We start from the raw sequence: 13,523 nt of genomic DNA on the forward strand, positions 1-13,523 counted from the left end.
GCTGCACCGTGGGACCGGCAGGCGGGAATCGTGAGGATCTTCGGGAAGGTACGGCATCGGCCCTCCGCCTCGTGGCGGCAGGCCACCGACCGCGCGTTCACGCTGATCGGCGACGGTCGGTACGAGGACGCGGGCGCGCTGCTCACCAGGGCGGCGGATCTGGAGCCCTGGCTGTCCGAGTCCTGGTTCAACCTGGCACTTCTGCACAAGTTCCGGCACGACTGGGAGCAGGCCAGGGCCGCGGGGCTGCGCGCCGTAGCCCTGCTCGACCGGGAGACCGGGGCCCCCGACTGGTGGAACGTCGGGATCGCCGCGACCGCGCTCCAGGACTGGCCGCTGGCCCGCCGGGCCTGGCAGGCGTACGGGCTGAAGGTGCCCGGGGACCCGCACAGCACGGCGGGGACGGGCGAGCCGGTGGGCATGGAGCTGGGCAGCGCGGCCGTACGGCTGTCCCCCGAGGGCGAGGCCGAGGTCGTGTGGGGCCGCAGGCTCGATCCAGCCCGCATGGAGGTCCTGTCCATCCCGTTGCCCTCCTCTGGGCGGCGCTGGGGCGAGGTCGTCCTGCACGACGGGGTGCCGCACGGCGAGCGGATCACCGCGGCCGGACCCTCGTACCCGGTCTTCGACGAGATCGAGCTGTGGGCCCCCTCGCCGGTGCCGACCTGGGTGGTGCTGCTGGAGGCGGCCACCGAGGCCGACCGGGACGCCCTGGAGCAGCTGGCCTCGGACGCGGGCTTCGCCGCCGAGGACTGGTCCTCCTCGGTGCGGCTGCTGTGCCGGACCTGTTCCGAGAGCGCGATGCCGAGCGGCGAGGGCAACGGCGACCACCTGGACCCGCACGACCACAGCGAACCGGGCCACCCCGGCCCGCTGGGCCACCGCACGGCCGGATCGGGCTCCCTGTGGGTCCCCGAGCGGGAGTGCGGCATCGCGGCGCCGGCCGGGCTGGTGCGCGGCCTGCTCGACGGCTGGGTCGCCGACAGCCCCGACAGCCGTGAGTGGCGGGATCTCGAAGAAGTCTGCTGACCCTGGGCCGTAGGCTGTACGGGCACACCACGGACTTGAGGGAAGGCGTACGGCGGACATGGCGCAGCAGGAGAACCAGGTGACCCCGATCGACGACGAGGGCTACGTCGTGGACACCGAGGACTGTGAGGCGCGCGAGCTGGCCTACCGCGAGCGCGGCACGTCCCGCCCGATCACGGTGGTCGGCAACCCGGTGCTGCACCGCGAGTGCAAGGACGTCACCGAGTTCGGCGACGAGCTGGCGCAGCTGATCGACGACATGTTCGCCAGCCAGAAGACCGCCGAGGGCGTGGGCCTGGCCGCCAACCAGATCGGCGTCGACGCCAAGGTCTTCGTCTACGACTGCCCGGACGACGACGGCGTGCGCCACACCGGCGTGGTCGTCAACCCCCGTCTCGTCGAGCTGCCCGCCGCGAACCGCGTGCTGGACGACTCGAACGAGGGCTGCCTGTCCGTCCCGACCGCGTACGCCTCCCTGGCCCGCCCGGACTACGCCGAGGTCACCGGCCAGGACGCCCAGGGCAACCCGATCAAGGTCCGCGGTACGGGCTACTTCGCGCGCTGCCTCCAGCACGAGACGGACCACCTGTACGGCTACCTCTACATCGACCGCCTCTCGAAGCGCGACCGCAAGGACGCGCTCCGCCAGATGGCGGAGAACAGCCCGCGCTACGAGATCGTCCCGAACGACTGATCCCCGGCCGCGCGCCGCACGCGTACGAAGGCCCCGCTCCCCGGCCGGAGCGGGGCCTTCGTGCGTGGTGCGGGCTTCCCGCGCCGGGGCGCCGGCCCGGGCTCAGGCCACCGCGCGGGGGCCGCGGAAGGCGCGGCGGAAGGCGTTCGGGGTGGTGCCCAGGGTGCGCAGGAAGTGGTGGCGCAGGGCCGCCGAGGTCCCGAACCCGCTGCGGCCCGCGATGGCGTCCACCGTGTCGTCCGTGGACTCCAGCAACTCCTGGGCCAGCAGCACCCGCTGGCGCAGCACCCACTGGTACGGGGTGGTCCCCGTCTCCTGGAGGAAGCGGCGGGCGAAGGTCCGCGGCGACATGTGGGCCCGCTCGGCCAGCTGCTCGACGGTGATCTCCTCGTCCAGGTGCCGGGCCATCCAGCCGATCACCTCGCCCACGGTGTCGCAGGCGGTGCGGGGGAGCGGCCGCTGGATGAACTGGGCCTGGCCGCCGTCGCGGTGGGGCGGTACGACCATCCGCCGGGCGATGGTGTTGGCCACCTCCGCGCCGTGTTCCCGGCGGACCACGTGCAGGCAGGCGTCGATCCCCGAGGCCGTCCCGGCGGCGGTGACCACCGACCCCTCGTCGACGTAGAGGACGTCCGGGTCGACGCGGGCCGCCGGGTATCGGCGGATCAGCGCCGGGGCGTGCATCCAGTGGGTGGTGCAGCGCCGCCCGTCCAGCAGCCCGGCCGCGCCCAGCACGAAGGCGCCGCTGCACACGCTGAGCACCCGCGCCCCCCGGTCCACGGCCCGGCGCAGGGCGTCGAGGAAGGGCTCGGGGTACTCCCGCACCGGGGCCCTCCGGTCGGCGGGCAGGCAGATCAGATCGGCCTCCTCCAGCCGCTCCAGACCGTGCGCGGGCGCGATGGTGAAGCCGACGTCCGCCATGGTCAGCGGCCCTTCCTCGGCCGCGCACACCGCGAAGTCGTACACGGGCAGGCCCTGGTCGCTCCGGTCGATCCCGAAGACCTCGCAGAAGATCCCGAACTCGAAGGGCGCCACTCCGTCGACGAGGGCCACCGCCACGTTCTTCAGCATGGGCCCAGTGTGGCAGTAATTCGCTCTTGTGTGACAGTCCTGCCACTTTCCGGTTCCCGTGGACCGGAAGATCGTGGAGCCATGAGCACTTTCCTCGACTGCCTGACCGTCCTCGCCGTCGCCGCCCTCCTCGGCGGCCCCGCCCTGTTCGGCGCCCTGCGCGAGCGCCGCACCGACCGGCAGCTCAGCGCAGCGGCCCGCGCCGGGTCAGCACGGACCCGGGCGGCAGCCAGTCCCCGTCGAGCCGGAACCCGACCCGGTACCCGCTCCGCCGCGTGGCGCCGAGGCAGCGTCGCGCACTGAGCGCGAGCCCGTCCGCGTACCGCTCCTCCCAGACCCGGCGGCCGTCCCAGCAGCGGGCCGTGACGTGCGCGCACAGCGCCGAGACCAGCGAGAGCCGGAACCACGGGAAGGCGGGCCGGTACGGGGTCTCGAAGGTGTCCCCGTCCGGCAGCGGAGGGCCCGGGGCCTCCACGGTGAAGGAGAGCGGCCCGTGCACGGTGATCCGGGCGGCCCGGCCGAGCCGTGCGGCGAGGAACTCCACCACGGCGTCCGGCAGTCGCGGGTCGGCGCGGTCCGCGCCGAACCAGCGGTCCGGCCGGAGCCGGGTGGCCTGGTGCCCCTCCAGGACGACGAGGCCGGAGGCGGCCGGCGGGACGGTCACCTCGGACACCGCCCGCCAGTGCGCCCGCCCGGCCGGCAGCCCGGCGGCGGCGAAGGCGGCCTCCCGGACGGCGCGGCGGGACGCGGACCACAGCCGGTCCTCCCCGGCCAGCGCCCCCGCGAAGCCCCGGGCGTACGCGTCCCCGGCCGTGCCGCCGGGGAAGAAGCGGCGCAGGTAAGGCCCCAGCAGCGGGCAGGGCCCGGCGGCGGTGCCGCGCAGCGCGTGCGGCAGGGCCGCCAGGGCACCCTCGTACAGCCGGTCCGGCTCGGCCGCGCGGGCGCAGGCGGCCGCCACCAGGGCCTCGTACAGCCGCCGGTCGCCGAAGGCGTGCGGGGAGCGCACCAGCAGCCCCAGGGACCGCACGGCCGCCGGATCGTCCGCCAGCGCGGGAGCCAGCGCGGCGGCGCCCCGTACCGCCGGGACCGGATGCGCGAGCCAGGGGCGGGTGTCGCCGCCGGACGCGCCGAACGCGAGGAGCCGGGACGCGGTGGTGTGTCGCATCCCGGCATCCTCGCGCAGGGGAGGGCCCGCCGTGACGGGCCCGTCGGGAACGGGCCGTCGGGAACGGGCCGTCACGGAGCGGGGACTAGAAGTCCTCGTCCAGGTCGACGGTGCCCTCGACGGCCACCTGGTAGGCCGACGGGCGGCGCTCGAAGAAGTTCGTCAGCTCCTGGACGCCCTGGAGCTCCATGAAGGAGAACGGGTTCTGCGAGCCGTACACCGGCGGGAAGCCGAGCCGGACCAGGCGCTGGTCGGCCACGCACTCCAGGTACTCGCGCATCGAGTCGGTGTTCATGCCCGGCAGGCCGTCACCGCACAGGTCGCGGCCGAACTGCAGCTCCGCCTCCACGGCCTCCTTCAGCATGTCGGTGACCTGCTGCTGGAGGGCGTCGTCGAAGAGCTCCGGCTCCTCCTTGCGGACCGTGTCGATGACCGCGAAGGCGAAGTCCATGTGGCAGCTCTCGTCACGGAACACCCAGTTGGTGCCCGTCGCCAGGCCGTGCAGCAGACCGCGCGAGCGGAACCAGTACACGTACGCGAAGGCGCCGTAGAAGAACAGGCCCTCGATGCACGCGGCGAAGCAGATCAGGTTCAGCAGGAAGCGGCGCCGGTCGGCGGCCGTCTCCAGCCGCTCGATCTTCTCGACCGAGTCCATCCACTTGAAGCAGAACTGCGCCTTCTCGCGGATCGACGGGATGTTCTCCACCGCGTCGAAGGCCGCCGCGCGGTCGTCCGGGTCGGGCAGGTAGGTGTCGAGCAGCGTCAGGTAGAACTGGACGTGCACGGCCTCCTCGAACAGCTGGCGCGACAGGTACAGGCGCGCCTCCGGGGAGTTGATGTGCTTGTACAGCGTCAGGACCAGGTTGTTCGCCACGATCGAGTCGCCCGTCGCGAAGAACGCGACCAGCCGGCCGATCATGTGCTGCTCGCCCGGCGTCAGCTTCGCGAGGTCGGCGACGTCGGAGTGGAGGTCGACCTCCTCCACCGTCCAGGTGTTCTTGATCGCGTCCCGGTAGCGCTCGTAGAAGTCCGGGTAGCGCATCGGACGCAGGGTCAGCTCGAAGCCCGGGTCGAGCAGGTTCTTGTCGGTGGAGCTCATTACTGGCAGGCCTCGCAGGACTCGGGGTTCTCAAGGGAGCAGGCCAGCGCCTCGGCGTCGAGGGCCTGCGGCAGCTGGGCGGGGACGGCGGCGGCCGGAGCGGCGGCCGTGCCGGACGCGGCGCGGGCGATCTTCGTCGCCGGGCGCGAGCGCAGGTAGTACGTGGTCTTCAGGCCCTGCTTCCAGGCGTACGCGTACATCGAGCTGAGCTTGCCGATGGTGGGCGTCTCCATGAACAGGTTGAGCGACTGGCTCTGGTCCAGGAACGGGGTACGGGCCGCCGCCATGTCGATCAGGCCGCGCTGCGGGATCTCCCACGCCGTGCGGTACAGCTCGCGGACCTCCGCCGGGATCCAGCCGAAGCCCTGGACGGAGCCGGAGGAGTCGCGCAGCGCCTCGCGGGTCTGCGCGTCCCACACGCCGAGCTCCTTGAGGTCCTCCACCAGGTAGCCGTTGACCTGGAGGAACTCACCGCTGAGGGTCTCGCGCTTGAAGAGGTTGGAGACCTGCGGCTCGATGCACTCGTACACGCCGGCGATCGAGGCGATCGTCGCCGTCGGGGCGATCGCGAGGAGCAGGGAGTTGCGCATGCCGGTCTTCGCGATCCGGGCGCGCAGCGCGTCCCAGCGCTCGGGCCAGGTCGGCTCGACGTCGTAGTGGTCGGGATGCAGGACGCCCTGCGCGGTGCGGGTCTCGGCCCAGGCCGGGAGCGGGCCGCCGCGCTCGGCGAGGTCGCAGGAGGCCTCGTACGCGGCCAGCATGATCCGCTCGGAGATCTTCGTGGACAGGGCCTTCGCCTCGGCCGAGTCGAAGGGCAGCCGCAGCTTGAAGAAGACGTCCTGGAGGCCCATCGCGCCCAGGCCCACCGGACGCCACTTGGCGTTGGAGCGGCCGGCCTGCTCGGTCGGGTAGAAGTTGATGTCCACGACGCGGTCGAGGAAGGTCACGGCCGTGCGGACGGTCTCGTCCAGGCGCTCCCAGTCCATCCCGCCGTCGGCGACGAAGGCGCCCAGGTTGACCGAGCCGAGGTTGCAGACGGCGGTCTCGCCGTCGTTGGTGACCTCGATGATCTCGGTGCACAGGTTGGAGGAGTGGACGACGGTGCCGGGCAGCGCGGTCTGGTTCGCGGTCTGGTTGGAGGCGTCCTTGAAGGTCATCCAGCCCTGGCCGGTCTGCGCGAGGGTGCGCATCATGCGGCCGTACAGGTCGCGGGCCGGCATGGTCTTCTTGGCCAGGCCCGACGCCTCCGCCTTGACGTAGGCGGCGTCGAACTCCTCGCCGTACAGGTCCACCAGCTCGGGGACGTCGGCCGGGGAGAACAGCGACCAGTCGGCGTCGGCGTTCACGCGGCGCATGAACTCGTCCGGGATCCAGTGCGCGAGGTTGAGGTTGTGCGTACGGCGCTGGTCCTCGCCGGTGTTGTCGCGGAGCTCCAGGAACTCCTCGATGTCCGCGTGCCAGGTCTCCAGGTAGACGGCGGCGGCGCCCTTGCGGCGGCCGCCCTGGTTCACGGCGGCGACGGAGGCGTCGAGGGTCTTCAGGAACGGCACGATGCCGTTCGAGTGGCCGTTGGTGCCGCGGATCAGCGAACCGCGGGCGCGGATGCGGGAGTACGAGAGGCCGATGCCGCCGGCGTGCTTGGAGAGCCGGGCCACCTGGTGGTAGCGGTCGTAGATCGAGTCCAGCTCGTCCAGCGGGGAGTCCAGCAGGTAGCAGGAGGACATCTGCGGGTGGCGGGTGCCGGAGTTGAAGAGCGTGGGGGAGGACGGCAGGTAGTCGAGGCGGCTCATCAGCCGGTACAGCGAGGCCACTTCCTCGACGGACTGCACGGAGTCGTCCTCGGCGAGGCCGCAGGCCACGCGCAGCATGAAGTACTGCGGGGTCTCGATCACCTGGCGGGTGAGGGGGTGGCGCAGCAGGTAGCGGCTGTGCAGGGTGCGCAGGCCGAAGAAGCCGAAGCGGTCGTCGGCGCCGTCGGCGAGCGCGTGCTCGACCAGCGCGTCCAGGCGGGCGGCGTGGGCGGCGACGAAGTCGGCGGTGCGGTCGGCGATCAGGCCCTCGCGGTGGCCCACGGCGACGGACGCGGCGAAGGAGGTGGCGCCCTGGCCGGCGGCCTCGTCGGCCACGGCCAGCGTCAGCAGGCGGGCGGCGAGGCGGGAGTACGCCGGGTCCTCGGAGATCAGACCGGCGGCGGCCTCGGTGGCCAGCCCGCGCAGCTCGGCCTCGTCGGCGGAGGCGCTGCGGCCGCGCAGGGCGGCGGCGGCGACCCGGCCGGGGTCCGTGTCGGGGAGGTCGGCGGTCAGCTCGGTGAGAGTACGCAGCAGCGCGGCCCCCGGGCCTTCGGTGGTGTCGCCAGAAACGGACTCGGCGCGCGGTGCGGAAGGCGCGGTGGTCACGGCGGGAGCTCTCCCTCGCTCGGCCCGGTCGTCGGCGGATCGGGGCGCGGGGAGGCGCATGCGGGCACGACGGGATCACGTACGCACCGCATGGCGTCCACCGGCCCAACCGCGAGGCCCGGACGTGTCGGCACCCGGTTCGGTCGACCCGGGCGCACTGTCGGCAGGTCCTCGGACTTTTCATACCGTTGCGGGACAGTTCCGGATTCACACCGGATTCCCCTGCGGCGACAGCGAGGATGAGCATACATGTGGGGGGCGGGGTCTGGGTGACCCCCTAGATGTTGTGTCGCCCGCGACTCCCCGTCCCTCTGACGTACCTCTCCGCTATCGTCGGAGACAGCACCGTCGAGGAAGGCGAGCGAGGCATGACCGTGATGACCGACAGGCCCCACATGCCGACTGAGGACTTCGAAGCCGTGGCGCGCATAGCGGCCCGCGAGCGGGTGGGGACGCGGCTGGAGTTCGTCGACGGAGTCATCAGGAGCAAGGCCATGCCGGACGGCGACCATCAGATGATCATCCAGTGGCTCACCCGGATCTGCATGCAGCATCGGCCGGAGCTCTGGCTGCATGGGGGACAGGGAATCAAGGCTCAGGAGTACCGGACGGGCCGGGCCATTCCGGACGGCGTGCTCGCCCCGTCCAAGGCGTTCGTCGGGCAGGGGGACTGGGTTGAGCCGGAGCCGATTCTCATGGCCGTCGAGGTGACTTCCTGGGACTCCGAGACGGTGCGCCGGGACCATGTCGAGAAGCCGCGCGCCTATGCGGAGACGGGTATCCCCGTGTACCTGCTGATCGACCGCGCCAAGTGCGAAGTCTCCGTCCACAGCCAGCCCAACGGCCAGTGGTACGAGATGGTCCACACGGTGCCGTACGGGAAGGACATCGAGCTCCCCGACCCGGTCGGCATCACCCTCCAGACCGAGGTCCTCAAGGACTGGGTGCGCTGACCCCGGCCACGCCGAAGGGGCCCCGCCGGAGGACCGGCGGGGCCCCTTCACGTACCGCTCAGCAGCAGCGGAAGCCCTCCCGGGGGTCCGCTTCGCGGGCGTCGGTGCGGGCCCGCTCGAAGGCGCGGCGGGTCATGACCTCCGCGTCCGGGTCGTGCGCGCGGGCGTGCGCGACGTAGCGGTCGTACGCGGCCTCGCCGGAGAACTCCCGTATGTAGTACCGGGCCTTCGCCAGCGCCCCGCGCACCCGGCTCACGCGACCGGCTCCTTGGCCCGGCCGCCGCCCCCGTCGAGGCCGGCGGCCGCGAGCTCGGCCTTCTCCTCGGCCGTGGCGATGAGCCCGGCCGGGGCGATGATCTTCGACTCGGTCCACGGCACCTCGGCCAGGCGGATCGACTCGGGGTGGGCGACGGCCTTGAAGCAGACCCGGGCCGCGTCCAGCAGCACCACGATGATCAGGACCGCGAAGAGCACGGACAGGACCCCGTCGACCGTGGCGTTGGTGACCACGGTGTGCATCTCGTCCATGTTCTTGGCGGGCGGCAGCACCTTCCCGGCGTCGATGCCGGTCTGGTACTTCTCGCGCTGCGCGAAGAAGCCGACCTTCACGTCGTCGGAGAAGACCTTCTGGTAGCTCGCGGTGAGGGTGACGGCCACGTCCCAGGCCAGCGGGAGGGCCGTGACCCAGGCCCACTTGAGCCGCCCGGACTTGACCAGCAGCGTGGTGCAGACGGCCAGCGCGACCGCCGCGAGCAGCTGGTTCGCGATGCCGAACAGCGGGAAGAGCTGGTTGATGCCGCCCAGCGGGTCCTTGACACCGACCCACAGGAAGTAGCCCCAGCCGCCGACGACGACGGCGCTGGCCAGCCACACGCCGGGCTTCCAGCTGACGTCCTTGAAGGACTTGTGCACGTTGCCGAGGGTGTCCTGGAGCATGAACCGGCCCACGCGGGTGCCCGCGTCGACGGTGGTGAGGATGAAAAGGGCCTCGAACATGATGGCGAAGTGGTACCAGAAGGCCTTCATCCCGGCGCCGCCGATCACCGCCGAGAAGATCTCCGCCATCCCGAGTGCGAAGGTCGGCGCGCCGCCCGTACGGGACAGCAGGCTGGCCTCCTCCACGTCCTTCGCGGCCTGCGCGAGGGCGTCCGGGCCGATGGCGAAGCCGAAGTTCGTCACGGCCTCCGAGGCGCTCTGCACGGTGGTGCCGATGACGCCGCCGGGGGAGTTCACCGCGAAGAACAGGCCGGGCTCGATGATGCAGGCCGCTATCACCGCCATGACGGCGACGAAGGACTCGGTGAGCATGGCGCCGTAGCCGATGACCCGGACCTGGGTCTCCTTCTGGATCATCTTCGGGGTGGTGCCCGAGGCGACCAGCGAGTGGAAGCCGGACAGGGCCCCGCAGGCGATGGTGATGAAGACGAAGGGGAACATCGACCCGGCGAAGACCGGGCCGTCGCCGCGCGCGGCGAAGTCGGTGATCGAGGGCATCTTCAGCGTGGGCATCGCGACGACCACGCCGATCGCCATCAGTGCGATGGTGCCGACCTTCATGAAGGTGGACAGGTAGTCGCGGGGCGCGAGCAGCAGCCACACCGGCAGCACCGAGGCGACGAACCCGTACACGACCATCCAGATGACCAGCGTCTCCTTCTCCAGGGTGAAGGTGCTCGCCCAGGAGGAGTCGGCGACCCAGCCGCCGGCGACGATCGCGAGCAGCAGCAGCGCGACGCCGATGACGGAGACCTCGGTGACCCGGCCCGGGCGCAGGACGCGCAGGTAGACGCCCATGAAGAGGGCGATCGGGATGGTCATGCCGATGGAGAAGACACCCCAGGGGGAGTGCGCCAGCGCGTTGACGATGACCAGGGCCAGCACCGCCAGCAGGATGACCATGATGACGAACACGGCGACGAGGGCGGCGGCCCCGCCGACGGGGCCGATCTCGTCCCGGGCCATCTGGCCGAGCGAACGGCCGTCGCGCCGGGTGGAGAAGAACAGCGTCACCATGTCCTGGACGGCGCCGGCGAAGATGACGCCGGCGACGATCCAGATGGTGCCCGGCAGGTAGCCCATCTGCGCGGCGAGCACCGGGCCGACCAGCGGGCCGGCGCCGGCGACGGCGGCGAAGTGGTGGCCGAAGAGCACGCGCCGGTCGGTGGGATGGAAGTCGACACCGTTGTCGAGGCGTTCGGCGGGGGTCGCCCGCGTCTTGTCGAGCCTCAGCACGCGGTGGGCGATGAACTTCGAGTAGAAGCGGTAGCCGATGGCGTACGAGCCCAGCGCGGCGGCGAGCAGCCAGGCGGCCGAGATCTCCTCGCCCCGGGACAGTGCCAGCACGCCCCATCCGAGGGCCCCGACGAGGGCCACGCCCACCCAGATGGCGATCGACTGTGGGGAGGGCTTCCCCGGTGAAGGGGGCGAGCCCGGCCCGAGGCCCTGACCCGCCGCTTCTGTCCCTGTTGCTCCCGGTTCCGGCATGATCCTCGTCCCCTCGTTGATCATCTGCGTAAGCGCACGGAATCTACGGGGGCTTGACCGGTGAAAGTAAGCCCCCGTCCGCATAGCGGTACGAGCGTCCACCGAGGGTCGAGGGCAGTCAACAGGTGATCACGTGGCAGGTCGCTGGAGACGGGCCACGAATTTGTAACGGTCGCCGCGATATACCGATCGCACCCATTCGACCGGTTCCCCGTCGGCGTCCAGGGAGTGCCGGGAGAGCATCAGCATCGGCAGGCCCACGTCGGTGCCGAGCAGTCCGGCCTCGCGCGGGGTGGCGAGGGAGGTCTCGATGGTCTCCTCGGCCTCCGCGAGCCGGACGTCGTACACCTCGGCGAGGGCGGTGTAGAGCGAGGTGTACTTGACGAGGGAACGGCGCAGCGCGGGGAAGCGCTTGGCCGACAGGTGGGTGGTCTCGATGGCCATCGGTTCGCCGCTGGCCAGGCGCAGCCGCTCGATGCGCAGGACGCGCCCGCCGGTGGCGATCTTCAGCAGGCCCGCGAGGGTGTCGTCGGCGGTGACGTAGCCGATGTCGAGGAGCTGGGAGGTGGGTTCCAGGCCCTGGGCCCGCATGTCCTCGGTGTAGGAGGAGAGTTGCAGGGGCTGGGAGACCTTGGGCTTGGCGACGAAGGTGCCCTTGCCCTGGATGCGTTCCAGCCGGCCCTCGACGACCAGCTCCTGGAGGGCCTGCCGGACGGTGGTCCGGGAGGTGTCGAATTCGGCCGCGAGCGTGCGCTCCGGGGGCACCGGGGTGCCCGGAGGGAGCGTTTCGGTCATGTCGAGCAAGTGCCGCTTGAGTCGGTAGTACTTGGGCACACGCGCCGTGCGAGTGGCTGCCCCGCCTTCCGGCTCCGTGGTCGCCCCTTCGGTGGCCATCGCCGCCCGCCTTCCCGACTCCAGTTTCGCTGCCGTCACCGGCTCCTCCGATATGTGCGGTCACATGGTGACACGGGCGGGAGGGCAGGCCTCCTCCCCTCCCCCAGGTGTCGGTCCGATAACGGACCGAGCACCCGCTCATTAGACCCTTGACACCCCTAAAGGTCTAGGCCAAGCTCCCGGTACTGGTCTAAACCAATGTGGATCAGATCCCGGCCCCACGGGCAGTACTCGGTACGTACGTCACCGCGGCGGGCGAGGGAAGGTGCAAAGCAGCAGCATCCCTGAGGAGGGTGGCGTGAAGCGCAAGCTCATTGCGGCGGTCGGTGTCGTGGGCATGATGGCCGGAGTCGCGGCGTGCGGCAACGGCGGCGACGACAACCCCAAGTCCGACGCGTCGGGTGGCGCCAAGGAGATCACCGTCTGGGTCATGGACGGTTCCGCACCGAAGGCGTGGATCGCCGAGGTCAACAAGGAGTTCTCGGCCAAGCACCCCGGTGTCACGGTCAAGGTCGAGGAGCAGAAGTGGACGGGCATCCAGGAGAAGGTCACCACGGCCCTCTCCGAGAACACCCCGCCGGACGTCATTGAGCTCGGCAACACCCAGACCGCGGGCTACGCGGTCACCGGCGGCCTCGCCGACCTGACCAAGGACAAGTCCAAGCTCGGCGCCGACGCCTGGCAGAAGAGCATGCTCGCCTCGGCCGAGGTCGACGGCAAGCTCTACTCCGCCCCGTGGTACGCCGCCAACCGCGTCGTCATCTACGACAAGAAGGCCTTCGAGAAGGCCGGTGTGACCCCGCCGAAGACCCGCGACGAGTGGGTGGCCGGCCTGGAGAAGCTGAAGGCGTCCGACCCGTCGACGCAGCCGATCTACCTGCCCGGCCAGAGCTGGTACATCCTCGCCGGCCTCATCTGGGACGAGGGCGGCGACCTCGCCGTCAAGGACGGCGGCAAGTGGAAGGGCCAGCTGGCCACCCCGCAGGCCGCCTCCGCCATGGACTTCTACAAGAAGCTCCAGTCCTTCTCCACCGCCCCGAAGGACAAGGACGAGGCCACCCCGCAGCAGTCCACCGACATCATCCCCAAGGGCGGCGTCGCCTCCTGGATCGGTCTCGGCTGGGAGGCCGGCGGTGCCGAGAAGGCCCTGAAGGACGCGGGCAAGGAAGCCGACTTCGGCTACTTCCCGATCCCGGGCAAGACGGCCGACAAGTCCGGCACCGTCTTCCTCGGCGGCTCGAACCTCGCCGTGGCCGAGCGCTCCAAGAACAAGGAGCTCGCCAAGGAGTGGCTGGCCCTCGCCACCGGCAAGGACCAGATGACCAAGTACGCCGCCGAGGTCAAGGGCGCGCTGCTGCCCAACCAGGTCGGCGCGAACTTCACCCCGGCCGCCGGCTCCTTCGCCGAGGCCATGGCCAAGGCCGGCGCCAACGGCAAGATCACCCCGGTGACCGCGGGCTGGGCGAACGTCGAGACCGAGCCGAACCCCATCAAGGAGTTCATGACCAAGGTCCTGAAGGGTGAGGACGCCGCCAAGGCGGGCGCGGAAGCGGACAAGGAAATCGCGAACCGCATCAACAAGTAACGGCCCCACCCAGCAGTACCCGCACAGCCCAGCAGTGTGAACGCACCGGGGGGTGGGGGGGGGGGGGGGGGGGGGGGGGGGGGGGGGGGGGGGGGGGGGGGGGGGGGGGGGGGGGGAGGGGGGGGGGGGAGAGGGGGGGGGAGGAAGGAGACAGAC

Annotated in this window: 11 protein-coding genes and 1 riboswitch; of the genes, 4 read left to right on the forward strand and 7 right to left on the reverse strand. The window is 71.3% G+C overall.

Annotated features, from left to right (window positions below; genetic code table 11):
• The first annotated feature begins 30 nt into the window (after positions 1-30).
• Positions 31-1,026 (forward strand): tetratricopeptide repeat protein, encoded by a 996-nt coding sequence (locus AC069X_RS02700; protein ID WP_267032753.1) that lies wholly within the window; start codon positions 31-33, stop codon positions 1,024-1,026.
• A 58-nt stretch (positions 1,027-1,084) separates the two neighbouring features.
• Positions 1,085-1,720: a peptide deformylase gene (def, locus tag AC069X_RS02705; protein ID WP_478724299.1), complete on the forward strand. Its 636-nt coding sequence runs from the start codon at positions 1,085-1,087 to the stop codon at positions 1,718-1,720.
• A 102-nt stretch (positions 1,721-1,822) separates the two neighbouring features.
• Here the strand turns inward: def and AC069X_RS02710 are convergent, their stop codons facing one another.
• The 4 genes from AC069X_RS02710 to AC069X_RS02725 form a co-directional block, all read right to left on the reverse strand.
• Positions 1,823-2,791, reverse strand: a complete 969-nt coding sequence (locus AC069X_RS02710; protein WP_478724301.1) for a helix-turn-helix domain-containing protein — start codon at positions 2,789-2,791, stop codon at positions 1,823-1,825.
• A 184-nt stretch (positions 2,792-2,975) separates the two neighbouring features.
• Positions 2,976-3,956 (reverse strand): hypothetical protein, encoded by a 981-nt coding sequence (locus tag AC069X_RS02715; RefSeq protein ID WP_478724303.1) that lies wholly within the window; start codon positions 3,954-3,956, stop codon positions 2,976-2,978.
• An 85-nt stretch (positions 3,957-4,041) separates the two neighbouring features.
• Positions 4,042-5,055, reverse strand: coding sequence for a ribonucleotide-diphosphate reductase subunit beta (locus tag AC069X_RS02720; protein ID WP_478724305.1), 1,014 nt, complete (start codon positions 5,053-5,055; stop codon positions 4,042-4,044).
• Positions 5,055-7,451, reverse strand: a complete 2,397-nt coding sequence (locus AC069X_RS02725; protein ID WP_478724306.1) for a ribonucleoside-diphosphate reductase subunit alpha — start codon at positions 7,449-7,451, stop codon at positions 5,055-5,057. Before AC069X_RS02725 ends, AC069X_RS02720 begins: the two co-directional genes overlap by 1 nt.
• 157 nt (positions 7,452-7,608) lie before the next feature.
• A riboswitch (adenosylcobalamin-variant (AdoCbl-variant) riboswitch) is annotated at positions 7,609-7,685 on the reverse strand.
• A 134-nt stretch (positions 7,686-7,819) separates the two neighbouring features.
• Here AC069X_RS02725 and AC069X_RS02730 point away from each other — a divergent pair.
• Positions 7,820-8,404 carry a Uma2 family endonuclease gene (locus AC069X_RS02730; protein ID WP_478724308.1) on the forward strand — a complete coding sequence of 195 codons (585 nt, stop codon included), beginning with the start codon at positions 7,820-7,822 and terminating at the stop codon, positions 8,402-8,404.
• Between the two features lie 58 nt (positions 8,405-8,462).
• Here AC069X_RS02730 and AC069X_RS02735 read toward each other — a convergent pair whose 3' ends face one another.
• The 3 genes from AC069X_RS02735 to AC069X_RS02745 all read right to left on the reverse strand — a co-directional run bounded on the left by AC069X_RS02735 (position 8,463) and on the right by AC069X_RS02745 (position 11,782).
• Entirely contained in the window at positions 8,463-8,660 is a 198-nt protein-coding gene (locus AC069X_RS02735; protein ID WP_478724310.1) for a YbdD/YjiX family protein, read from the reverse strand.
• Positions 8,657-10,888, reverse strand: coding sequence for a carbon starvation CstA family protein (locus AC069X_RS02740; RefSeq protein ID WP_478724360.1), 2,232 nt, complete (start codon positions 10,886-10,888; stop codon positions 8,657-8,659). The genes AC069X_RS02735 and AC069X_RS02740 overlap by 4 nt, the downstream gene beginning before the upstream one ends.
• 129 nt (positions 10,889-11,017) lie before the next feature.
• Complete coding sequence (locus AC069X_RS02745) at positions 11,018-11,782, reverse strand: GntR family transcriptional regulator (RefSeq protein ID WP_362465995.1); 765 nt, start codon at positions 11,780-11,782, stop codon at positions 11,018-11,020.
• A 298-nt stretch (positions 11,783-12,080) separates the two neighbouring features.
• On the opposite strand from AC069X_RS02745, the gene AC069X_RS02750 reads away from it, so the two are divergent.
• Entirely contained in the window at positions 12,081-13,367 is a 1,287-nt protein-coding gene (locus tag AC069X_RS02750; protein ID WP_478724312.1) for an extracellular solute-binding protein, read from the forward strand.
• Positions 13,368-13,523 lie beyond the last annotated feature (156 nt).

The organism is Streptomyces sp. NPDC043896, assembly GCF_056435605.1.

Bases quoted from the DNA above. Each gene is read 5' to 3' on its own strand.
- def (WP_478724299.1), top strand. From the start codon at position 1,085: ATGGCGCAGCAGGAGAACCAGGTGACCCCGATCGACGACGAGGGCTAC.
- AC069X_RS02710 (WP_478724301.1), bottom strand. From the start codon at position 2,791: ATGCTGAAGAACGTGGCGGTGGCCCTCGTCGACGGAGTGGCGCCCTTC.
- AC069X_RS02715 (WP_478724303.1), bottom strand. From the start codon at position 3,956: ATGCGACACACCACCGCGTCCCGGCTCCTCGCGTTCGGCGCGTCCGGC.
- AC069X_RS02720 (WP_478724305.1), bottom strand. From the start codon at position 5,055: ATGAGCTCCACCGACAAGAACCTGCTCGACCCGGGCTTCGAGCTGACC.
- AC069X_RS02730 (WP_478724308.1), top strand. From the start codon at position 7,820: ATGACCGTGATGACCGACAGGCCCCACATGCCGACTGAGGACTTCGAA.
- AC069X_RS02740 (WP_478724360.1), bottom strand. From the start codon at position 10,888: ATGCCGGAACCGGGAGCAACAGGGACAGAAGCGGCGGGTCAGGGCCTC.
- AC069X_RS02745 (WP_362465995.1), bottom strand. From the start codon at position 11,782: ATGGCCACCGAAGGGGCGACCACGGAGCCGGAAGGCGGGGCAGCCACT.